The organism is Mycolicibacterium sp. TUM20985 (genome assembly GCF_030295745.1).
Taxonomy (GTDB): Bacteria; Actinomycetota; Actinomycetes; order Mycobacteriales; family Mycobacteriaceae; genus Mycobacterium.
This window is the reverse complement of record NZ_AP027291.1, coordinates 2,078,600-2,099,466: the sequence shown is the minus strand read 5'-3', so window position 1 is coordinate 2,099,466 and position 20,867 is coordinate 2,078,600. Positions and strand designations below refer to the sequence as shown.

At 67.6% G+C, this 20,867-nt stretch carries 20 protein-coding genes; 11 read left to right on the top strand and 9 right to left on the bottom strand.

Annotation, left to right across the window (positions count from 1 at the left end):
* The first annotated feature begins 11 nt into the window (after positions 1-11).
* From QUE68_RS10270 to QUE68_RS10260, 3 genes are read left to right on the top strand one after another with little or no spacing between them, the layout of a single operon-like run.
* Positions 12-380: a DUF1801 domain-containing protein gene (locus QUE68_RS10270; protein ID WP_284225946.1), complete on the top strand. Its 369-nt coding sequence runs from the start codon at positions 12-14 to the stop codon at positions 378-380.
* A gap of 35 nt (positions 381-415) precedes the next feature.
* The gene (locus QUE68_RS10265; RefSeq protein ID WP_284225945.1) at positions 416-1,870 is read left to right on the top strand and encodes an SDR family NAD(P)-dependent oxidoreductase; all 1,455 of its coding nucleotides are present in this window, start codon (positions 416-418) and stop codon (positions 1,868-1,870) included.
* A gap of 8 nt (positions 1,871-1,878) precedes the next feature.
* On the top strand, positions 1,879-2,577 hold the full coding sequence (locus QUE68_RS10260; protein WP_284225944.1) for a TVP38/TMEM64 family protein: 699 nt from the start codon (positions 1,879-1,881) through the stop codon (positions 2,575-2,577).
* Positions 2,578-2,580: 3 nt separating this feature from the next.
* On the opposite strand, the gene QUE68_RS10255 is transcribed toward QUE68_RS10260, so the two are convergent.
* Positions 2,581-3,714, bottom strand: coding sequence for a glycoside hydrolase 5 family protein (locus QUE68_RS10255; protein WP_286275556.1), 1,134 nt, complete (start codon positions 3,712-3,714; stop codon positions 2,581-2,583).
* 326 nt (positions 3,715-4,040) lie between these two features.
* Between QUE68_RS10255 and QUE68_RS10250 the strand changes: the two genes are divergently transcribed.
* Positions 4,041-4,349: a hypothetical protein gene (locus QUE68_RS10250; protein WP_286275555.1), complete on the top strand. Its 309-nt coding sequence runs from the start codon at positions 4,041-4,043 to the stop codon at positions 4,347-4,349.
* 23 nt (positions 4,350-4,372) lie between these two features.
* Here QUE68_RS10250 and QUE68_RS10245 read toward each other — a convergent pair whose 3' ends face one another.
* The gene (locus QUE68_RS10245) at positions 4,373-4,630 is read right to left on the bottom strand and encodes a hypothetical protein (protein WP_284225941.1); all 258 of its coding nucleotides are present in this window, start codon (positions 4,628-4,630) and stop codon (positions 4,373-4,375) included.
* A gap of 85 nt (positions 4,631-4,715) precedes the next feature.
* Here QUE68_RS10245 and QUE68_RS10240 point away from each other — a divergent pair, with 85 nt between their 5' ends.
* Positions 4,716-5,174, top strand: a complete 459-nt coding sequence (locus QUE68_RS10240; RefSeq protein ID WP_286275554.1) for a Rieske (2Fe-2S) protein — start codon at positions 4,716-4,718, stop codon at positions 5,172-5,174.
* A 4-nt stretch (positions 5,175-5,178) separates the two neighbouring features.
* On the opposite strand, the gene QUE68_RS10235 is transcribed toward QUE68_RS10240, so the two are convergent.
* Entirely contained in the window at positions 5,179-5,985 is an 807-nt protein-coding gene (locus tag QUE68_RS10235) for an MBL fold metallo-hydrolase (RefSeq protein ID WP_284230821.1), read from the bottom strand.
* Positions 5,986-6,189: 204 nt separating this feature from the next.
* On the opposite strand from QUE68_RS10235, the gene QUE68_RS10230 reads away from it, so the two are divergent.
* On the top strand, positions 6,190-7,020 hold the full coding sequence (locus QUE68_RS10230; protein WP_286275553.1) for a lytic transglycosylase domain-containing protein: 831 nt from the start codon (positions 6,190-6,192) through the stop codon (positions 7,018-7,020).
* Between the two features lie 224 nt (positions 7,021-7,244).
* On the top strand, positions 7,245-8,624 hold the full coding sequence (locus tag QUE68_RS10225) for a PE-PPE domain-containing protein (protein WP_284225938.1): 1,380 nt from the start codon (positions 7,245-7,247) through the stop codon (positions 8,622-8,624).
* Between the two features lie 6 nt (positions 8,625-8,630).
* Here the strand turns inward: QUE68_RS10225 and QUE68_RS10220 are convergent, their stop codons facing one another.
* The 5 genes from QUE68_RS10220 to QUE68_RS10200 are packed head-to-tail and all read right to left on the bottom strand — an operon-like array spanning position 8,631 to position 14,073.
* Positions 8,631-9,398 carry an SDR family NAD(P)-dependent oxidoreductase gene (locus QUE68_RS10220; protein ID WP_284233810.1) on the bottom strand — a complete coding sequence of 256 codons (768 nt, stop codon included), beginning with the start codon at positions 9,396-9,398 and terminating at the stop codon, positions 8,631-8,633.
* Positions 9,399-9,415: 17 nt separating this feature from the next.
* Positions 9,416-10,498, bottom strand: coding sequence for an ABC transporter permease (locus QUE68_RS10215; protein WP_284233808.1), 1,083 nt, complete (start codon positions 10,496-10,498; stop codon positions 9,416-9,418).
* Positions 10,495-11,505, bottom strand: coding sequence for an ABC transporter permease (locus QUE68_RS10210; protein ID WP_284225934.1), 1,011 nt, complete (start codon positions 11,503-11,505; stop codon positions 10,495-10,497). Before QUE68_RS10210 ends, QUE68_RS10215 begins: the two co-directional genes overlap by 4 nt.
* Positions 11,502-13,013 carry a sugar ABC transporter ATP-binding protein gene (locus QUE68_RS10205; protein WP_284225933.1) on the bottom strand — a complete coding sequence of 504 codons (1,512 nt, stop codon included), beginning with the start codon at positions 13,011-13,013 and terminating at the stop codon, positions 11,502-11,504. The genes QUE68_RS10210 and QUE68_RS10205 overlap by 4 nt, the downstream gene beginning before the upstream one ends.
* A gap of 4 nt (positions 13,014-13,017) precedes the next feature.
* The gene (locus QUE68_RS10200; RefSeq protein ID WP_284225932.1) at positions 13,018-14,073 is read right to left on the bottom strand and encodes an autoinducer 2 ABC transporter substrate-binding protein; all 1,056 of its coding nucleotides are present in this window, start codon (positions 14,071-14,073) and stop codon (positions 13,018-13,020) included.
* A gap of 247 nt (positions 14,074-14,320) precedes the next feature.
* Between QUE68_RS10200 and QUE68_RS10195 the strand changes: the two genes are divergently transcribed.
* The 4 genes from QUE68_RS10195 to QUE68_RS10180 all read left to right on the top strand — a co-directional run bounded on the left by QUE68_RS10195 (position 14,321) and on the right by QUE68_RS10180 (position 17,164).
* Entirely contained in the window at positions 14,321-15,442 is a 1,122-nt protein-coding gene (locus QUE68_RS10195) for a substrate-binding domain-containing protein (protein ID WP_284225931.1), read from the top strand.
* Entirely contained in the window at positions 15,439-16,128 is a 690-nt protein-coding gene (locus QUE68_RS10190) for a helix-turn-helix domain-containing protein (protein ID WP_284225930.1), read from the top strand. The genes QUE68_RS10195 and QUE68_RS10190 overlap by 4 nt, the downstream gene beginning before the upstream one ends.
* An 84-nt stretch (positions 16,129-16,212) precedes the next feature.
* The gene (locus QUE68_RS10185; RefSeq protein WP_284225929.1) at positions 16,213-16,638 is read left to right on the top strand and encodes a PPOX class F420-dependent oxidoreductase; all 426 of its coding nucleotides are present in this window, start codon (positions 16,213-16,215) and stop codon (positions 16,636-16,638) included.
* A 181-nt stretch (positions 16,639-16,819) separates the two neighbouring features.
* Complete coding sequence (locus tag QUE68_RS10180) at positions 16,820-17,164, top strand: ANTAR domain-containing protein (protein WP_284225927.1); 345 nt, start codon at positions 16,820-16,822, stop codon at positions 17,162-17,164.
* 37 nt (positions 17,165-17,201) lie between these two features.
* Here the strand turns inward: QUE68_RS10180 and QUE68_RS10175 are convergent, their stop codons facing one another.
* The gene (locus QUE68_RS10175; RefSeq protein ID WP_284233806.1) at positions 17,202-20,525 is read right to left on the bottom strand and encodes a bifunctional diguanylate cyclase/phosphodiesterase; all 3,324 of its coding nucleotides are present in this window, start codon (positions 20,523-20,525) and stop codon (positions 17,202-17,204) included.
* Positions 20,526-20,867 lie beyond the last annotated feature (342 nt).

Here is a 20,867-nt window from a genome sequence, read left to right as displayed (position 1 = left end):
GAGGTCCGCTGATGGCCGCGGATTCGCCGTCGCAGAAGATCGACGAGAAGATCCGGGAGCTGGCCGATTGGCGGGGTGACCTGCTCGCCAAGATCCGCGCGCTGATCACGGCCGCCGACCCGGACGTCGTCGAAGAGTGGAAGTGGCGCGGCGTCCCCACCTGGTATCACGACGGAATGCTCTGCACGGGTGAGACATACAAGGACAAGGTCAAGGTGACCTTCCCCAAGGGTGCCTCGCTGGACGACACCACGGGACTGTTCAACTCCAGCCTCGACGGCAACGTGCGGCGGGCCATCGACATCGGCGAAGGCGATGAGCTCGACGACGAGGCGTTCACGGCACTCATCCGCGCGGCCGTCGACCTCAATACGTCCTGAGGCCCACGCGCCGGACCTGCCAGTACTCTTCCTCCGTGACCGCGATCGACCCCGAGAACCTCGAGACGTGCCTGCGGGTGTTGTCCGAGATCGAATCGCTGCCCCCCGAACACCCCGACGCCGTCGCCGTCCGCCGCGCCACGGCCGGAATCTTCAAGGCCGTGAAGCAGGCCCGCCGCCATGCCAAGCGGGATGCGGTCGCGTCCGCCGACCGCGCCGTCGTCGCGGCGACCGCCACCGGAGCGCCAGGCCGCATCGACGACGAGACGCAGGGCCTGCCCCTGGTGTCGACGGCGGCGGGGGCCACCGCGGGCACGCTCCTGCGCTCGCGGGCCTGCTACGCCTGCAAGAACCACTACACGGTGGTCGACGCCTTCTATCACCAACTCTGCCCCGACTGCGCCGCGTTCAACCGGGCCAAGCGCGAGGCCCGCACCGATCTGACCGGTCGCCGGGCCCTGCTCACCGGCGGCCGCGCCAAGATCGGCATGTACATCGCGCTGCGGCTGCTCCGCGACGGCGCCCACACGACCATCACCACCCGGTTCCCCAACGACGCCGTACGCCGCTTCGCCGCGATGCCGGACAGCGCCGACTGGCTGCACCGCCTGCGAGTCGTGGGCATCGATCTGCGCGACCCGGCTCAGGTGGTCGCGCTGGCCGACGCGGTGGCCGTCCAGGGGCCACTGGACATCCTGATCAACAACGCCGCCCAGACGGTGCGTCGCTCCCCCGGCTCGTATGCCGCGCTGGTCGAGGCGGAACGCACCACGCCACCGGAGCTGGTGGACGTGATCACGTTCGACCACGTCAGCGACGCGCACCCGGCCGCACTCGCCGGGAGCTTCGCCGAGCACCAGACGCCGCACGCGGTCATATCCCCCGAGTCGCCTCGCTCCAGCCCCGAGGTCACCGAGTTGGCGCTCACCGCCCGCAGCGCGTCCCCCGACCGGATCGCCGCGGGCACCGCGATCGACGCGGGCGGTCTGCTGCCCGACACGGCCTCGATCAACAGCTGGACCCAACGGGTTGACGAGGTGGACGCGATGGAGCTGCTCGAGGTGCAGCTGTGCAATCAGACGGCGCCGTTCATCCTGGTCAGTCGACTGCGGCCCGCGATGGCGGCGTCGACCGCCCGGCGCAAGTACGTCGTCAACGTCTCGGCGATGGAGGGCCAGTTCAGCCGTGCCTACAAGGGCCCCGGCCACCCGCACACCAACATGGCCAAGGCCGCGCTGAACATGCTGACTCGCACCAGCGCAGGCGAGATGCTGGAGCGGGACGGCATCCTCATGACCGCCGTCGACACCGGGTGGATCACCGACGAGCGCCCGCACCCCACCAAGATGCGCCTCGCCGACGAGGGTTTCCATGCCCCGCTCGACCTGGTCGACGGCGCCGCCCGCGTGTACGACCCGATCGTGCGCGGGGAAGCCGGCGAGGACGTGTACGGCTGTTTTCTGAAGGACTACGCCCCGAGCAACTGGTAGCCGCCGGCATGAGCGACTGCAAGGATTCTCCCGCGGCCAGGCGGCCTCACGTCATCCGGCTCGCCCTGTTCGTCGCGGTCCTGCTCGTCGGTTTCTACCTCGTCGCGGTGACGCGCATCATCGACGTCGACGACGTCCGGGCCGCCGTCGCCGCGACCGGCCCCGCCGCTCCACTGACCTACGTCGTCGTCTCGGCTCTGCTGGGCGCCATCTTCGTGCCGGGCCCCCTCCTGGCCGCGGGCAGCGGCGTGCTGTTCGGCCCGGTGCTCGGCACATTCGTGACGTTGTTCTCGGCCGTCGGCACGGCGAGCATCACCAGCCTCGTCGGCCGACGGGCCGGACGCGACAGTGCAAGAGCATTGCTCGGGGCGACGCGGGCCGACCGCCTCGACGATCAGATTCAGCGGCGTGGACTATGGGCGGTCGTCGGTCAGCGCTTCGTGCCGGGCATCTCGGACGCGCTGGCGTCATACGCCTTCGGGGCGTTCGGAGTTCCCTTGTGGCAGATGGCCGTTGGCGCCTTCATTGGGTCGGCGCCCCGCGCCTTCGTCTATACCGCACTGGGAGCGTCGATCGGCGACCTCTCGGCTCCGTTGGCGTACTCCGCCATCGCGGTGTGGTGCGTCACCGCGGTCATCGGGGCGTTCGCCGCCCACCGCGGATACCGGGCGTGGCGCCGACGTCCGGCCGCCGACGCGTCGGAGTAGCCCTCACGGTTGACCCAGCGCGCCCGTCAGCTGCCGGATGGTCTTGATCTCACCCTCTCGGTACGGCTGCCCGTCGGGTCTCAACAGATCGCTGAACCACAATTTGGGTTCCGTCGGGTCGGGTGTATCCCAGGTGTCCCACGGCAGATACGTCTGGGACTTGCCCGCCACCAGGCCCCAGTTGTAGGCAGCGACGTTGCGCCGCTTGGCAATCGGCAGAATTCCCTCCACGGTGCTGCCCTGCGGGCGGGCCAGGTACTCGGTGCACATGATCGGACGTCCCAGCGGCGCGAGTTCGGCGATGCGCGCCTCGAAGCCGGCCGGCTTGTCGTACGAGTGGAAGCTGACGACGTCGGAGTTGTCCAGCTGGATGCCAGCTATCGTGCTGCGGCTCCCGCGCCCCCAACTCCCCTGCCAGACTCCACTGGTCAGTGGTTGAACGGTGCCGACGGCGCGCGCCCACTGAAAGACCTGGGGCAGAAGCGCCTCGACGAGCGCCCGTTTGTCTCCGGTCTCGGTCTTCCGGTACACCTTCGCGGGGTTGTCCGGCTCGTTCCATAGATCCCAGCCCAGAACCCGCTGGTCGCTCCGGAATTGGCTCAGGACACCGGTGACGTAGTCGTAGAGGACGTTGCGGTAGCGCGGGTCGCCTAGGTGCTCGGCGCCCGGTCCCTGCACCCAGCCGGAGTTGTGTACCCCCACCGAGGGTGGGCGCTGAGGCCCCAGTTTCGGGTAAGGGTCCCAGCAGGAGTCGAACAGCACGAAGAGGGGCTTGATGCCGCGGCTCGCCGCGATGGCGACGAACTGCGCTAGCCGACGCTGGAAGCCCTGACGGTCCTGCGCCCACAGCAGGTCGTGGAGGAAGACTCGCATCGTGTTGAACCCGAGCTGCCGGGCGATCGCCAGCTCGGCGTCGATGCGCCGGGGGTCGAAGGTACCCGGCTGGAACATCTCGATCTGGTTGACGGCGGTTGCCGGAATGTAGTTGGCACCGACCAGCCAGCCCTGTGATTGGTACCAGTTGTTCGCCCGGTCCGCCGACCACGGGCCCGCCTCGGCAGCCGCCCGGGGAACGCGAGTCAGCGCCGCGCCTGCCGCCAGGAGGAGCGGGAGCTGCAGGGCGGTTCGACGATGCACCAAGCCACCGTAGGATTCGCCAGCAGCAGGTTCGGACCAGCGGAGCGATTCGCAACCGATCAGGTTGGCAATCGTTACCAAGGTCCCGCGTCGACGGCGGGGCGGACGCGGTTGGACGATCACCGATGTACCGAGCACCGCGACCGCCGAGGGGCGTGTCGCCACCGGCGATTGGAGGGTCGCTCATGACACTCCCTCGGATGTTTGCCAGCGTTGCCATCGCAGGCGGGTTGGAGGCCGGTGTTCCACCGCAGGCGTGGCCTTCGACGATGCCGTGGGTAACATGGGCGAGTCCTGAACCGCTGCACAGGAGGGATATTCGCGTCATGAAGATTCGCATTGCCGCGGTCGCGGCGACGATGGGCGCGTCGGCTCTGCTGTGTGCGCCCCAGGCATCAGCCGACTTCGACCGCGCCGCCTACCTCCGCTGCATGGTGTCCGACACGATGTCGGTCGGCGGGCTCACCCTGGATTCGAGTTCCGCGGCCAAGCTGGGCGCCGAGGCGTACGCCGCGGTCGGCGGGCAGTCGGAGAGCTCCCAGCAGGCGGAGATCACCGCGCTGGCGAAGAAGCACCAGTTGTCCGAGCCGGTCGCGACACTCATCGTGCAGTGCGCCCAAAGGTCGGGCGGCTGAGTCTCAGAAGTATCCGTTGGCGACTACCGGGTCTCCGGTTCGTCGTTCAACGTCAAGGGCACGCGTGACAGGTAGTACTCATCGTCACCCTCGCCGCTTGTCTTCTGACTGACGCTGACCAGGTCCTCGTCACCCTGCTCACGCTGCTCCAGCCGGTTACCCGCCGCCAGCACCTCCTCGACGGTGCACTGCAGGCGGTCCGCAAGCTCGCGCGCAGGTACCGGACCGCCTGGTGGAAGCGTCCGCAATTCGGCCATCAACCGCTCGTCCAGGCTCGTCATGTTGGACGACTTACCCCATGCGGCGGCGAGGTAACCGGCTGGGGATGTCCGGTTTCCGTGCCTGGCCAGCGGGTAACGGGCACACATGACGAAACTCCGCTTCGATCCGCACGGCCGCGGCGTCGACTCCGCTGGTCTTGTTCCGCCGATCGTCCACGGTGAGCCGATCGTCGCCGATGGGCCACGCCTGCTGGCGATCGACCAGCTCGATGCCCGACGCGTCGCCGAGGTCCGCACGTCGGGGCACGGCGTACTGGCAGTAGGGCTGACCCCGGACGGCACGCCGTTCGCCGTCAGCAATCTGTGCCGCCATCAGGGCGCCAAGCTCGGCAGGGGCCGAGTCACCGACGACGGCTGCCTCCAATGCCCTTGGCACCGAGCCGAATACGATGTCGCCGACGGGGCGATGACGCAGGGACCCAAGGGCCGGATCTTCGGTTTCAAGCCGTACTCGCTGGCCATCAGGGCCTTCGGCAACGTCCTCAAGGTGCGCCGGTTCGACGTCGAGGTTCGCGATGGCGCCATCTGGCTGAAGGCTCGTTGACCGGTCAGAGCGTGATCGATGCTCCGCGTGCGAGGTGCACGACGCGGTCGGCCAGGCCGCGATTGCCGGTCTCGGCGATGAAATCGGCTAGCGGCGAGGCGAATACGCCGTAGTCGTCGTAGTGGACCGGAATCACCTTGGGGAGATCCAGCCGGTGTACGAGCTGCGCACCCTGTCGGCCATCCATGGTCACCGTCAGCCCGAACGGCAGCCGCGGACCGGCCGGCAGCCGGGTACCACCGAGGTGCAGGATGCCCACATCGATCGTCTCGAAGCGCACCGGAATCTCGGCGAGTTCGTCGATCAACAACGTGTCCCCCGAGATGTAGAGCCGCCGCGTCGTAGCGCCGTCCACGGGGCCGAACTCCAGCATCGACCCCATCACCGGCGGCAGCAGCCGCCGTGTCCACCCTGGGGCGTGCCGGCCGGGCAGAGCCGTCACCACCACGCGGTGCGAGCCCTTCGCGATCGTATGGGTGTCCCAGGTCGTCAGGCCAACGGCTTCCTCGAATCCGCGGCGCCGCAATCTCTTCTGGGCATCAGGTGTCGTCAGCACCGGCAGATCGTGGTCGAGGTGCTTCTGGGCGGTCCGGTCCCAGTGGTCACCGTGCATGTGCGACAACACGATCGTGTCGATCGGCGGGAGCTCGTGGACCGACATGGCCGGAGGCTGAAGCCGTTTCGACACCAGCCCGTAGCCCAGGTAGGCGCGCTGCCCCTTATGCAGGAAGTTCGGATCGGTCAAGATCGTGATGTCTCCATAGGAGATCAGCGTTGTCGCGTTGCCGATGAATGTCACGATTATCTCCATGGCTATCGTCCCTTCGTTGCGTCTACCCAGGGCGACTACCCCTCGATCGCTTGTTTACCCACAACGGGCACGCGGCTCGACGGCGCTATCTAGGCTCGGGTGGTCGAAGGAAGGGGCTCTGCCGTGCGTGACCGCGTGCTCCCGGTTGCCCTCCTGCTATTCCTCGTCGGTTGTTCGGCCCCGACCCCACCTTCGGCGCCGACGATGACTGCCAGCGAGCCGGTGCGCGCGGTCATGCTCGACGAGCCGACGGTTCCCGCGGATGCTCCCCCTTCGCTGGCCTCCGACACCTCGCAGCTGGCCGATGACCTCGTCGCCGACGAGCAGACCCTGCGCGACCCTTCGACGACGGCGGCGGCCCTGGCGGCGGCCGCCCATCGGCAGCAGGTGGCCTACCGTGCCATCGGTCGTCATCCCGAGTGGGATGCCGTCATCCGGTCGCGGATGCCACCGTCGCTCGGCGAGGCATACGAACGCAACGTCGACGCGCGTCGTCAACTCGCCGCGATGGCGCACCCGAGGGAGACCGTGCCCGCGTGGCGCATCCAGGCGCCGGCTCCGGCCGAGGTACTGCTGAGCTACTACCGAGAGGCCGAGTCGACGTCCGGGGTCGGCTGGAACTACCTGGCTGCCATCAATCTGATCGAGACCGGCTTCGGCAGAATCGACGGGGTCAGCACCGCAGGTGCGCAGGGCCCCATGCAGTTCATGCCCACGACGTTCGCCGCCCATGGCGAGGGCGGTGACATCCACTCGCCCCGCGACGCCATCATGGCCGCCGGGCGGTATCTCGCCGCCAATGGCTTTGGCACCCAACGCGAGCACGCCATCTATCGGTACAACAACGCCGACGAATACGTCCGCGCGGTCGAGGACTATGCCGCGGTACTCGCCGCCGACCCCGCGGCGTTCGCCGGTTACTACCGGTGGGAGGTCTACTACTACACCGTCTCCGGTGACGTCCTGCTGCCCGAAGGCTACTTCGCCTCGTCGCCGGCGCCCGTCGCCGAGTACCTGGCGACTCACCCGCAGTAACGCCAACCCCGGCCGCACCCAGGTCCCTGACCGTGCGCTTTCATCCGCGACACGCCGCGGACGCCGGATCAGGACGCACATTCGGGGAATGGCTGACCGCGGTGAAATCGGGGCGTTCGGCTACACAGCATCGGCCACTCGTGCTTGGCTCCTGAACGACACCGGGAAGCATTAGGGGGCCGACGTTGTCATTCCAATCTGTTAGCCCGTCGTATCGGCGGTCGTTGGCGGCGCTGCTACTGGCGATGGTGCTCGCAATCGCATCGCCAGGCGCGCTCGCCGCCGCTGCCCAGACCCGGATCGGCTTGAACGGCGGGCGGCCCAGCGAATGGCCCGTGCTGGCGCAGATCCTCGCCTCTCAGGGGCTAACGCAGGAGGGGTGGCTGTCGTTCGCGTCCCAGGTCGGGGAGAACTGGCTGCCGGGCACGTCGCCGGTCCCCGTGGATCACCCGGGCCAACTCGGAGTGGTATCGGGCCCAGCGGCATTGACGGCCGACCAGTCGGCGGCCGTGGGACGGCAACTCCTGCACGAGATCATCCTCAGAGAGCTGGCGAACGGTTCGCCCGTGGCGGTCGCGGGCCTCAGCGAGGGCACCCTGGTGATCGATCAGGAGCTGGCGTATCTGGCACGAGATCCCAACGCGCCGCCAGCGCAAGACATTACGTTCTACGTCTTCGGGGACATGCTGCGGGGACTGGGCCAGACCTATCTGCCGGGCGTGACGATACCGTTCATCGGTCAGACATTCGGTCCGGTGCCCGAGAGCCAGTACCACACGGTGGTCGTCAACGAACAGTGGGACGGTTGGGCCAACCCGCCGGACCGGCCGTGGAATGTGCTCTCGGTGGTCAACGCCATCATGGGCGCGGTGTACACGGTCAACGGTTCCAATGACCACTCTCAGACATCGCTGGACAGCGTGTCGGACGCGGTGCTGGTATCGGAGACCGTCAACTCGCTGGGCGGCACGACGAGCACGTATCTCGTTCCCCGCGCTCAACTTCCGATCACCCGGCCGTTGCTTCAGCTGGGTGTGCCCCGTCCGATCGTCGACGAGATCGACAAGCTGCTGACGCCGTTGATCCTGACGGGCTACTCATCGGTGACCCCGCAGTGGGGACCGCACATCGAGCGCGGCCAACTGGTGTTCGGCAACCCGCCGGCTCCCACCATCCCGACCACCCCGATGGTCCAGGCCATCGAGCAGCCGCCCGCCGCGACGGCGCTCGCCCGCGTCGAGCCATCGCCCTCGACCGATGACCAGGCTGCCACTGCGTCAACGGCCACCGCAGCCCCGGCGGCCGCCGTCGAGCGGACCTCGGCGACGAGTCACCGATCATCGCGGCGCGCCCAGGACGCGGACAGTCCGCGTGAGAGCGCCACCACGACAGCTGACGAGCCGACCGACGACAATGCGACCGCCGAGCCCGGAAAGGCTGACGAGCCCGAACGACCGAGCGCCGATGCGGCCGACTCGAGCTCGGACTCGAAGCCCAAACCGGAGCCGAAGCCCAGCGCGCAGCCCGACCGCGACTCCCCCGCCGGCGCCCACGTCTCCGGCAGTGCGGGCGCTGATTCGTCATCGTCGGATGCCGCGAGCTGATCCCGGTCAGTACACGGTGTATCCACCGTCGATGACGACCACCGAACCGGTCATGAAGGCCGAGGCGTCGGAGGCCATGTAGACCACCGACGGCGCGATCTCCTCGGGTAGCGCGTACCGCTGCATCGGAGCGTCCTCGATCCAGTGCCGACGGAAGCGGGGCTCGTCCACGGGTGCCATCTCGGTCTTGACGTATCCCGGGGCGATCGCGTTGACGCGGATCCCGTAGGGCGCCCACTCGGCGGCCAACGATTTGGTCAGCTGATGCACCGCGGCCTTCGACGCGTTGTAGGACGGCTGCCACTGCGGGCGGTTGACGATGAGGGAGCTGATCGAGCCCACGTTGAGGATGTTCCCGCCGCCGTGGTCCTTCATGTACGCGCCGGCCCGTTGGCTCAGCCGCCACAGCGACCGGGTGTTGACGTCAAAGACGAGATCCCACTCCTCGTCGCTGATCTCCAGCGCCGGTTTGTGGATGGCCAGCCCGGCGTTGTTGAGGAGCAGGTCCAGGCCGCCGAGCCGGTCCACGGCACCGTCGATGGCGGCGCTGGGGCCGTCGGGCGCGGTGACGTCGACCTCGAAGCCGTTGACCGTCAACCCCTCTCGCGCCAGTGCGGTGACCGCGGCGGCGTTGCGCTCGGCATCCCGCGAGACGAACACCACGTCGGCGCCCGCCTCGGCGAGCCCCCTGACGAAGGCCAGGCCGAGGCCCCGGTTGCCGCCGGTGACGAGGGCACGTTTGCCGGTCAACGCGAAGGCGTCGAGGACGGTCATGTGGGCACTGCCTTTCGCTAGTCGCCGCCGCGGAATCGACGGGTGGTCCACCCGTTGAGCAGGGCGGCCAGGATGAGGACGACGCCGAGCGCAAGCAACTGGAACTGGGTGCCGGTGTTGCCCTCGAAGTAGAGGATGATGCCGGCGTTGAGCCAGACGATCAGCAGCGTGGCGAGCAGCACGCCCGCCAACCGGCCGATGCCCCCGGTGATCGCGACCCCGCCGAGCACGGCGATGGTGATCGCAGGAAGCGCCAGGCCGTTGCCCGCCGTGCCGGCATCCGGTCGGGCCGAGGCGAACTCCGCGGTGATGTACACCGCGACGAGACCGGACAGGACGCCGGAGATGACGTAGGCGCGCATCCGGGTGCCGGGGACGTCGACCCCGGCCCAGCGCGCGGCGACGTCATTGGTCCCGACGCCGTACAACCGTCGGCCGAAGGTTCCGCGCCCCAACGCAAGCCACAGCACCACCAACACCGGGGCCAGGAAGGTGAAGACCCCCAGCGGCACGTCGGGGATGTAGTCACCGATGATCGGCACCCGGACGGAGCTGGTGAGGGTGTACAGGTCCTGGATCTGCGTGCTGTTGATGGGCTTCTGGTCGTTGATCACCAACGCGATGGACCGGTACGCGTAGTAGGTGGCCAACGTCGCGATCAGGGCGGGAAAACCGATGCGGGCGACCAGGAATCCGTTGATCGCGCCCAGTGCCGCGCCGGTGACGACGGCCAGCAGCACGGCGGCCAGCAGCGGCCAGCCCCACTTGCCGTAGGCGAAGCCGAACACCATTCCGACGAGTGAGACCATCGCGCCCACCGACAGGTCGATCCCGCCGCGGCCGGACACGATCACGACGAGTTCGGCGAACGCGAGCAGCGCCAGCGGAACCGCGTCGATCAGCGTTGCCGACATGTAGTCGAAGTCGTAGTCGCCGGAGAGATAACCGTTGGCGCTCATGTACATCAGCCACGCGACGACGACGACGATCAAGACGCCGAGCAGCACGATCCGCTGGGTCAAGACGGCTTCGAGGACCCGGTCCACGGGCCGACGTGAGGCGGTCTCCGGCACCACCGGTGTGGGGGTTTCGACGCTCATCGGTCTCTCCTGGCACGTCGGCGGACGAGGTCGGTGCCCACCGCGACGACGATGAAGATCCCGACGAAGAGGTCGGACAGCTGTGAGGGCCAACCCAATTGAGTGACACCCGACTTGACGGTCTGGACGAGGAGTGCGCCGAGGACCGTACCGAGCACCGAACCGCGGCCGCCCATGATGGACGTTCCGCCGATGACCACCGCCGCGATGACGGCAAGCTCCTGGCCCGATCCCACCGACTGGTCCAGGTTCGAGGTGCCCTTCGCCAGGGTGAAGATCGAAGCCAGTCCGACGAGGAGGCCCGTGATGACGTACGCGATGAGGATGCGCCGCTGTACCCGGATGCCGGCCAGCCGCGCGGCGACCGGATCCCCGCCCACACCGAAGAAGTGCCGCCCCCCGGGCGTGTGGCGCAGGTACCACCACGCCGCGGCGGCGAGGACGACGGTGATTGCGAAGCTGTGCGGCACGTCGAGCGTGCGGCCGTCGGCGCCGCGGCCGAACCAGGCCAAGGTGTTGGGCATCCCGCTGATCGGTTGGGACCCGAAGACCTGAAGGCCCACGAAGAGAAAGAGATTCGCGGTACCGAAGGTGATGATGATGGCATGCACCCGCCCGTAGGCGATCAGCACGCCGTTCACGAGGCCGAGGACCGCGCCGGTCGCGATGGCCACCACCAGACACCACCACAGGGGCAACGCCTGGTCGCGCATCAGCTTGGCGGTCACCACGGAGCACACCATGATCGCGCCGCCGACGGAGACGTCGATCCCGCCGGTGATGATGACGAACGTCATGCCGATGCCGATCAACGCCACCGGGGACACTTCGACGAGCAGCGGAATGATCGAGCCCGTACTGAGGAAGGCGGGCGTGGCGATCGACAGCCCGATCCAGAGCACGACGAGGACGGCGACCAGCGCGATCTCGGCGGACGTCACCGGCGAGGGCAGGACACGGCCGCGACTCTTGACGGGCGGCGCCTGGGGATCGGTCGTCACGCTCATCCCGTCGCCGTTCCTTCCCGGTCCCCCGCGGCGGCGGCCAGGACGTCGACCTGTCGGGCATCGGGACCGAACTCCGCGGCGATGGTGCCCGTCCGGACCACCAGCAGCCGATCGGTGATCCGCAGCGCCTCCTGTAGATCCGAGGTCACCACCAGGACGGCGGTCCCGTTGTCGGCGAGATCGGTGATGATGCGGTGGATCTCCTCCTTGGCGCCGATGTCCACGCCCTGGGTGGGCTCGGCCAGCAGCAGGAGCTTGGGCCGCTCGACGAGTTGGCGGGCGAGCATCACCTTCTGGGCGTTGCCACCGGACAGATTGCCAATGGGCTGGTTCTCGTCCTGCGCGCGCACCGCCAGTCGCTTCATCAAGTCCTTCACCACCGAGCGCTCCCGGCGCCGGTCCACGAACGCCCTCCCGAGAGAGAGGAGTCGCAGGTGGCCGATCGACACGTTGAACGCGATGGACTGAAAGGCGAACATCCCCTCGGTCTTCCGATTCGCCGGCAGCAGCGCGATGCCCGCCTCCCCGGCCTCCCGCGGGCTGCGGGGTGCCACGGCGCGGCCCTCGACCACGATCTCGCCGCCACTGGTCTTGGCCAGTCCATGGACGCACTCGGCGATCTCGGCGACACCGGAGCCGACCAACCCGTAGAGGCCGAGGATCTCACCCGCCCGTAACTCGAGGCTCACGTCGTGGAAGGAACCGGCCCGTGACAGCGCCTTCAGTTCCAGGACGAGTTCGCCATCGGTCGTCGTGCGCGGGCCCGAGTGCTCCGAAAGCGCTTCTCCCACCATCAGTTCAGCCATCCGCCGCACGGTCATGTCCTGGACGGGAAAGGTGCCGATCGTGCTGCCGTCTCGCATGACGGTGACCTGATCGGCGATCTTCACGACCTCGTCGAGCCGATGGGAGATGTAGACGATCGCGACACCGTCATCGGCGAGCCTGCGAATGATGCCGAACAAGACGTCGATCTCGGCGTCAGTGAGGATGGCCGAGGGTTCGTCGAGGATCAGCACTCCGCACTTGCCCGCCAGGGCCTTGGCGATCGACACCTGCTGCTGGGTCGCGACGGGCAGGGTCCCCACGGTGGCGGTGGCGAGTTTCGCCGGGAGACCAAGGGCTTCGAGGAGGCCGACCACCCGCTCGTTCTGCGCGGCCCAGTCGACCCGGCGCCGGTTGACCAGTTCGCGGCCCATGAACACGTTCTCGGCGACCGTGAGTTCACCGAACAGCTGTGGTTCCTGGTACACCGTGGCGATGCCCAGGGCGATCGCGTCGACAGTGGACGTAATCGACACTGGCGCACCGTCGTACGCGATCGTTCCCGTATCGGGGGTTGTTGCCCCGGAGACGATCTTGATCAGCGTGGACTTCCCGGCGCCGTTCTCCCCCACCAACGCGTGGACCTGGCCGGGCCGCACCTCGAAGTCGGCGTGCCTGATGGCCTTGACCGCGCCGTAGCTCTTGACCACCCCGGTGAGGGTCAGTCGCGACTCCTGCGGCATGACGTCAGTAGTCGAACTGGCCGACGTTCTCGGTGGTGATCAGCAGCGGCTCACCGAGCACCAGGGTCTTGCTGGCCTCGTCCCACTTCACGTCGCTCATCTCGTCGTTGACCTTGTTGGTCGGCTCGAACGTCTTACCGCTGGCGAGCTGCTCACCGGCCCACGCCGTGAGGTAGCCCAGGTTCGCGACGTTCCACAGGATCGATCCCGACGAGGAGCCGTCGGCGAGGTACGGCGCCATCGACTTCGGGGTGCCGATCCCGACGCTGTAGACCTGCCCGATCTTGCCGGCGTCCTTGACGGCCTGAGCGACGCCGACGGCGGACGTGGTGCACTGCCCCAGCAGTCCCTTCAGATCCGGGTGGGCGCTCATCAGGTCCGTGGCCATCTGCGTGCCCTTGGCCTGATCCTCGCCGGAGTAGACGACGTCGACGAGTTCGGCCTCGGGGTACTTCGACGATACGTAGGCCTTCTCCGCGGCAATCCAGGAGTTCAGGTTCTCGGCGGTCTCGCCACAGGACACGATGGCCCACTTGCCCTTTCCGCCCATCGCCGTCATGAGCGTCTCGGCGGTGGTGTTGCCGATGCCTTCGGCGGTGGCCTGGTTGACGAACGCCTCACGCACCGAGTTGGGTGCGTCGGTGTCGGCCGTCATGACCTTGATGCCGGCGTCCTGAGCCTGCTTCATCAGCGGCGCCATCGAATCGGGATCGTTGGGCGCGACCACGATGACGTCGACCTTCTGCTGGATGAACGACCGGACGATCTGCGCCTGCGCGGCGGCGTCGGCGGAAGTGGGCCCCTGATAGAGCCATTCGACGTCGCCGAGATCGGCGGCTGCCTGCTTGGCGCCGGTGTCCATGGCTTCGAAGTAGGGCGATCCCTGCAGTTTCGGGACGAAGGCGACCTTGATCTTGTCTCCGGAGCCGCCCGCTCCCTGTGATGAGCTGGCGCCGCCGGTGGCCGACGGTGCGTCGTCCTTCTTCGTGCAGCCTCCGGTAACCATGGCGAGGGCCACCGCCACGCTGATCGCTCCGACGAAACGCTGGGAAACCGCCATCACTTCATCCTTCGGGCTGGGCTTGGAAGCACGCGGTCCCGCCTCAGCGACGTCGACTGCGCTCGCCTGCCTGAAATCCGTTCGGGCAGACGAACACTCGACCGAGTCGTTTCATATATCGAACTCATCGTCGAGTGATGAAACACACATTAAGCAGGTCGCCGAGAGCTTGTCAACAACGTCGAACGGCGTTCGGTGCATCGCATTTTGCGGTCTTCCGCGGCGGCACATCGCCTATGGTGAGCCGATGGCGGCGGGCCCCGGGGTCGAGGAAGACGACTCGTCCGCGCGCCGAACCCGGGTTCCCGCCCTGACGCGGGCGGCCGCGGTGCTGCGCGAGATCAGCGCCGCCGGTGTTCCGCTGACGCTCGCCGAGGTGACCGCGTTGACGGGTTATCCGAAGAGCAGCGTGATGGGCATCTGTCACGCGCTGACCCAGGAGCGCCTACTGTCCCGAGGCGTGGACGGGACCTACGCGCTGGGCTCACACGTCTACGAACTGGCGTCGACGGCGCGGGCGCAGGGCTGGCCGATCCACGACATCGGCTTCACCTATCCGGTCGACGAAAGCTTTTTCGTGGCCGAGATCGAGGCCCTCCATGCAGAGGCCGACCGGCTGGGTGCCCGACTGCACGCGCACACCGCCAGAGAGGACCGCGCCCGCCAATCCCGGCAGATCATCGAATTCGTCTGCGCTGGAGTGGATTTGATCCTGATCGAACCCGTCGCGACGGAGGGTCTGGAAGATGCGTGTGCGCGCGCCCGCGCCGCACGCATCCCCGTCGTCGCCCTCGGGTCGGCGGTCAGCGGTGCTGATGCCGTGGTCGCGACCGACAACACGAAGGCCGGCTTCCTGGCCGGTTCGGCGCTGGCGAGCGCACTGGGTGAGCGGGGCCGCATCGCCGTCGTCGGGGGGATCCCGATCACCGCGAACTCCGACCGGATCGCCGGCTTCATGGCCGCCATCGCACCCCACCCTCACCTCGAGGTGGTCGCCACCAGCCACGGCGAATTGGACGCCGAATCGGGGCGCCGGGCCGCGAAAGAGATCCTGTCGTCGAACGCCGTCATCGACGGGTTCTTCGCGGCCAATGACCAGATCGCCATCGGTATCTCCAGCGTGCTGCGGCGCCGCAGGCGGCCGGTGCCGATCGTCGGCGTCGACGGTGCCAGGGGTGCCGTCGAGGAGATAAGGGCCGGTGGGCCCATCATCGCCACCGCGACCCAGGACCCGGCGGCGCTGGTGCGGGCGGCGATGGACCTCGGCATCGCCCTGCACGGCGGGGCGCGCGTGCCGCGCTCATCCCGGTACCTGGCGCCCCGGTTGATCGACGCCCACAACGCCGCGAGGTACGAACCGTGGGGATGACCGGGTCGCGCACACCGGCCGTGCACCGCGGCGTCCGCGTCCTCGATGCCGTGTCCTCTGGCGCCGCCACCACTCCCGCCGCACTGAGCGGGCTGCTGGGACTGCCCAAGAGTTCGATCGCCGATCTGCTCGGCACGCTGGAAGACGTCGGCTTCGTCTCGCGCGGGGCCGATGGTCGCCTCCATGCCGGAGCCCGCCTATCCGACCTCTCAGACCCGGACGCGTTAATTCACAACCTCTTTCGATCGTGTGCCGCTCCCGAGCTGGAGGGGCACACGATCTCGCTGGTTCGGCTCTTCGGCAACCAGCTGGTCTTCGTCGACGTCCACCTGGGCAGGCTGCCGCTGCCGCTGACACCACGGCCGGGTCAACGCGCCGACGTGAGTGCCTGCGCCGGGGCGGCCGCCATCCTCTCGTCGTTGACGCTCGACGAGGCGGAGTCGACGATCACGGCCGCGGCCGCTCACCTCGGTCTCGACGATGACGAGGTTCGGCGATGTCTGGCGCTGCGGCACCCCCGCCGACGAAACGTCTACGAATCGCACTCTCCCCCGATGGGACGACAGTTCGCCTCTCCGGTCGCGGGCACCCGTTACGCGCTGACCCTGCACGTGCCCGATCGGTGGCCCGAGCCGGCGACCCGTCGGGCCGCCCGCGCTCTCAACGCCGCCGCGAACGATTACTGACGGCCGGGCTCGAGGCCTAGGACGCAGTGATGCGGGGTACACCGCTCACGATGCAACGACGTTCCATGAAGGAGATCCCGCCACATGTCTGATGACCTGTCCGACGGTGCCCGCGACATGCTGGCGAAGGCCAACCCGGCCGTGATCGCCACCGTGCGATCCAACGGCCAACCGGTGTCGGCGGCAACCTGGTATCTGCTTCGCGACGACCGAATCCTGGTGAACATGGACGAGGGCCGCGTGCGCCTCAAGCACATGCGGAAGGAGCCGCGCGTCTCGCTCACGGTGATCGACAAGGACGACTGGTACACCCACGTGACCCTCATCGGCCGGGTGACCGAGATCTACGACGATGACGGTCTCGCCGACATCGACGCGCTCTCGCGCCAGTACACGGGCAAGCCGTATCCACAGCGGGACCGGCCCCGGGTCAGCGCGCTATTCGAGATCGACCGGGTGCACGGCTGGGGCGCGCAGAAGAACAACGACCAGCCCGACGGTAGCGAGTAGCCGCAGGAAAGGGCACTGGATCATTCCCGTCGGAGGAAACCGTGACGCTCGTCGCGAATTTCGAAAAAGAGGTATTGACGACTGCCCCCGGCGGGTACAGACGGTCATGAAAGTTGAGTCGTCAGGGTCGCCGGCACCGCTGCTGGACCCGGTTGAAGGCGATACTCGGACGCAGGCCGAGGTGAGTGAGCAGGCGCGGATCACCGCCGCCGTCGCGGAGATCGCCGAGAGCCGCGCCGCCATCGAGCAGGCCAAGGGCATGCTGATGATGGTCTACGGGATCGACGAAGACACGGCGTTCGGTTTGCTCCGGTGGCAGTCCCAGCACCACAACGTCAAGCTCCGATTGATGGCCGAGCAGGTCCGGACGGACTTCACCGAGGCATCGCGGGTGCGGCCCGCCGTGGACCGCCGGACCTACGACGAATTGTTCGTCACCGCCCACACCCGGACCGGCACGCCCGTGATGACGGACACCGTCGCGGAGATGGCCGAGCACATGACGGCTGTCAGCACGGAGGCCTAGGGGAACACCCGGCGCCGTCGGCCATTGAGGCCAAGCCTCACGCCCACCGTTGCGTCGAGAGGTAAACCGCCCCGTCCATCGCCTTTCCGAACAGGAAGCCCTGGCCCAGCTCACAACCCCATTCGGCGAGCAGGTCGCGCTGCACACGCGACTCGATCCCCTCGGCGATGACGGTGAGTCCCAAACTCGACCCCAATCCCAGGACGGCCTTAGTGATCGCTTCGCAGCGGGGGTCACGCGGCAGTCCTCCGACGAACTGCTTGTCGATCTTGAGGATGTCGACTGGGAGGTCGACGATCTTGGCGAGACCGCTGAAACCCGTACCGACGTCGTCGATCGCGATGCGCACGCCGATTCGGCGGAGATGCTCGAGGTCGGCCTCCGCGGAGTTCGCGACCCGCCCGGCATAGGTCTCGGTCAGTTCGAGGACGAGCCGGTCTGGGCTGAGCCCGGTCCGTTCGAGCGCATCGAGAACGTCGGCGCGGAAATCGCCCACTTCCAATTGCCGGCCCGAGACGTTGACGTGGATGGCGGCGGTGTCCATTGGCGCACTCCATTGGCAGGCCTGCCGACACGCCTCGTGGAGCACGTACCGTCCAATCGCGGACATATGACGGGACGTCTCGGCAACCGCCAAGAATTCGGCGGGCGCGAGCAGTCCCCGGCTGGGATGCTTCCAGCGGAGAAGCGCCTCGGCCGCAACGCATTCGCCGGTCCGGAGATTCACGATGGGTTGGTAGCGGACGACGAATTCGTTGAGGTGGACTGCCCTCTCCAGTTCGGGCACCAGCTTGACCGCGCGCAGCAGGGCCGCCTCCTCGGACGTCTCGGCCAGCGCGACGCAGTTCTTGCCGTTCCGCTTTGCGTGATACATCAACGTATCCGCTCTCTGCAGGAGGTTGTCTGCCGTGCATCCTGGCTGCGACGTCGCTACGCCGCCGCTGATGGAGAGCTGGTCATACGTTCCCCCCATCGCGAGACTGACGGGCCGCTGGACTTCGGCGCGGATTCGTTCGGCCACGGCGCGCAGCTGCGCGAGGTCCGAGATATGCGGACAGAGCACGGCGAACTCGTCGCCGCCCAGCCGCGCGGCGGTGTCCCGCGGCCGTATCGAGGCCACGATGCGCTGAGCGACGGTCTGTAGCACCTCGTCGCCTTGGGCATGGCCAAAGGTGTCATTGATCGCCTTGAACCCGTCGAGATCGAGGAAGATGAGACCGACGCGGATCATGTCGCGTTCGGCGAGGGCGAGTGCATATTCGACCCGGTCCATGAACAACGCCCGGTTGGCCAGCCCGGTCAGTCGATCGTGCAGGGCCAGATGCTGCAGTTCGGCCTCGACGCGTTTGCGGGTGGTGATGTCCTCGACGAGGCATATCCCGTACGGATTCGATCCAGGGGGCGCCACCATCGAGGCAGAGACGGCACCCCACACCGTGGCGCCGTCTGCGCGCTGGAAGTCGACTTCCGCGTCGAAGGACTGGCCGATCTGCAACGTCGGGAGTGCCCGCAAACCACCACCCGTCGACGCGGTCTGATCTTCGCCGAGGTCAGTGAGCAGAGTTCCGAGCACGTCGGCCGTCGACCGACCGAGGATGCCTGCCATGGCCTCGTTGCAGCGCGTGATGCGTCCCGAGCCGTCCCGTGTGACCTCGAACATGAACATCCCCATCGGGGCGGTGTCGAACGCAAGTCGAAACCGCTCTTCACTTTCCGCCAGCGCCTGCTCGGCCGCCTTCTGTTCGGTGATGTCCGTGGCGACGCAGATGTATCCCGCGCAGCCGCCGTCCGCATCGGTCATCTGGGAGACGGCCAGGCTCACGGCCGCGTGGGTGCGGTCTCGCCGGACGTACGTCCACCCGCGCACCTCGGCGGCGTGCGGCGTGACGTTGTGCACCAAGACCTCGAAACCCGCGGGGATGTCCAGGTCCGCTGCCCTTTCGGCCACCTCGCGCTGCAGGTGGTAGTCCAGCGGCGTGTGGCCGAGCATCTCCGCTTGCGTCCACCCCAGGAGCCGCTCGGCACCGGGGTTGAAGACGGTGATGCGTCCCAGGGGATCGGTGCCGATGATTGCCTGCTCGGACGCTGCCTGCAGAACTCCGGCGAACAGGTCTCGGGCCTCCCGGAGGGCCTGCGCATTCAGACGTTCCTCGGTGACGTCGCGAAAGGCCATGACCTGCATCGATGATTGCCGCCCCAGGGGCGCTGTCGTCAATTCGATCGTCCGGGAGGACTCGGTGTCGACGACGACGTCGCGCAGGACGTCGCGCGTCGCAGCTAGGGCTGAACCATCCGGATTCCGTCCCTGCGAGGCGGTGGCCAGGTCGTCCACCAGGCCCAGATCGTTGCCCGCCCTGGCGTTGTGCAACACGACTTCACCGGTGGAGTCGACGAGAACCACGCTGTCGTGGATGTTGTCGAGGACGGCGCCCAACAGTTCGGAGTCTTGGTCCGCCTGATCGCGCGCCACCTTGAGTTCGGAAATGAGGCGCGCGCGGGAGTCTCGGTACAGCGACAGGGAGAGCACGATGACCGTGAGGCTGCACACCATCGCCTGCGCCAACAACGCACGCGTTTCGATGCCGGGAACGATGAAAACGCCTCTGCCCTGCAGGGTGGCGTAGATGATCCAGATGCCCGCCGCGGTCACGAACGTCAAGCTCACCGTGGTGCTGTAGCGCAGCGCGATGCCAGCCGCGGCCACCAGCGTGATGAATGCCATGGGTACGCCGGTGGTGACCCAGAAGTTCCAGAAGAAGATGGCGGCGACGCCACTTCCGACCAGGAGCGCCTCGGCAACCGATGACGCGGATACGTGTGGGCGCTTCCACGTGACCTCCGGCAGCCGCAGCCAAACGGACACAGCGAGGAGCGCAGAGGTCCCGTTGCGCACCGCGATGAGCGCAAACGTCTCCCATAGCGGGGCGTCCATGACCACCACCAAGAACGCCGTTGCCAGCGCGGCCGCGCAACAGACGCCGGCGGTCACGGCAGCGACGAGACGTGCCAGGTCGGCGGGATCGCGGAGGACGACCTCGTCACGCCGGTACGTCAAGATCTGAACCGTCACGACGGCGCAGCTGACGTTGACCAGCACGGACCAACCACCAAGCGCCATCGAAGCTCCCGTGGCGACGTTCGTCCCGAACGTCAGAATGCCCAGCGTCGCTAGGTGCAGAGTGCGGTCTCGAGGCGTCCACCGGTGGGTGACGAGCAGCCAGATGATCGCCACGGCGGCCGCGGGCCACAGCAGCGCGGTCTCCCCGCCCGCCAGTCGGGTGGCGCGACCGGCGACTATCGACAGCGCATAGGCCACCGAGAATGCACCCAAGACCGCTGCCGACCGCAAGACTTGGCCCATCCGACCCCATTTCCAACGTAGGCGTCAATATTGCCTTCAAGATCGCCCGCATGGGCGCAAACGAGCAACTCACCGCTCGAGACGTGGCGGCGACCCCAACGCCGCGCCGCCGACGGCCCGTCCTCCAGTTCCCGTCGGCATGCATCGGTGGCCAGCGCCCGAGCCCGTCGATTTCCAATCGATCGGGCCGCCAGCGTTCGCCACCATCGTCGAAACCGTTCTCGCTCAATGGTTCTCGTGATTCGTCGAACCACTGTTCCCAATTGCCGACGTCTGCTAGTACACCCGCTCGCACGTCTTCCTCGGTGCCACAGACAGGAGGCAACCCATCTCAGGCGAACC

Bases quoted from the DNA above. Each gene is read 5' to 3' on its own strand.
- QUE68_RS10270 (WP_284225946.1), top strand. From the start codon at position 12: ATGGCCGCGGATTCGCCGTCGCAGAAGATCGACGAGAAGATCCGGGAG.
- QUE68_RS10260 (WP_284225944.1), top strand. From the start codon at position 1,879: ATGAGCGACTGCAAGGATTCTCCCGCGGCCAGGCGGCCTCACGTCATC.
- QUE68_RS10250 (WP_286275555.1), top strand. From the start codon at position 4,041: ATGAAGATTCGCATTGCCGCGGTCGCGGCGACGATGGGCGCGTCGGCT.
- QUE68_RS10245 (WP_284225941.1), bottom strand. From the start codon at position 4,630: ATGACGAGCCTGGACGAGCGGTTGATGGCCGAATTGCGGACGCTTCCA.
- QUE68_RS10240 (WP_286275554.1), top strand. From the start codon at position 4,716: ATGACGAAACTCCGCTTCGATCCGCACGGCCGCGGCGTCGACTCCGCT.
- QUE68_RS10235 (WP_284230821.1), bottom strand. From the start codon at position 5,985: ATGGAGATAATCGTGACATTCATCGGCAACGCGACAACGCTGATCTCC.
- QUE68_RS10230 (WP_286275553.1), top strand. From the start codon at position 6,190: ATGACTGCCAGCGAGCCGGTGCGCGCGGTCATGCTCGACGAGCCGACG.
- QUE68_RS10220 (WP_284233810.1), bottom strand. From the start codon at position 9,398: ATGACCGTCCTCGACGCCTTCGCGTTGACCGGCAAACGTGCCCTCGTC.
- QUE68_RS10215 (WP_284233808.1), bottom strand. From the start codon at position 10,498: ATGAGCGTCGAAACCCCCACACCGGTGGTGCCGGAGACCGCCTCACGT.
- QUE68_RS10210 (WP_284225934.1), bottom strand. From the start codon at position 11,505: ATGAGCGTGACGACCGATCCCCAGGCGCCGCCCGTCAAGAGTCGCGGC.
- QUE68_RS10205 (WP_284225933.1), bottom strand. From the start codon at position 13,013: ATGCCGCAGGAGTCGCGACTGACCCTCACCGGGGTGGTCAAGAGCTAC.
- QUE68_RS10200 (WP_284225932.1), bottom strand. From the start codon at position 14,073: ATGGCGGTTTCCCAGCGTTTCGTCGGAGCGATCAGCGTGGCGGTGGCC.
- QUE68_RS10195 (WP_284225931.1), top strand. From the start codon at position 14,321: ATGGCGGCGGGCCCCGGGGTCGAGGAAGACGACTCGTCCGCGCGCCGA.
- QUE68_RS10190 (WP_284225930.1), top strand. From the start codon at position 15,439: ATGACCGGGTCGCGCACACCGGCCGTGCACCGCGGCGTCCGCGTCCTC.
- QUE68_RS10185 (WP_284225929.1), top strand. From the start codon at position 16,213: ATGTCTGATGACCTGTCCGACGGTGCCCGCGACATGCTGGCGAAGGCC.
- QUE68_RS10175 (WP_284233806.1), bottom strand. From the start codon at position 20,525: ATGGGCCAAGTCTTGCGGTCGGCAGCGGTCTTGGGTGCATTCTCGGTG.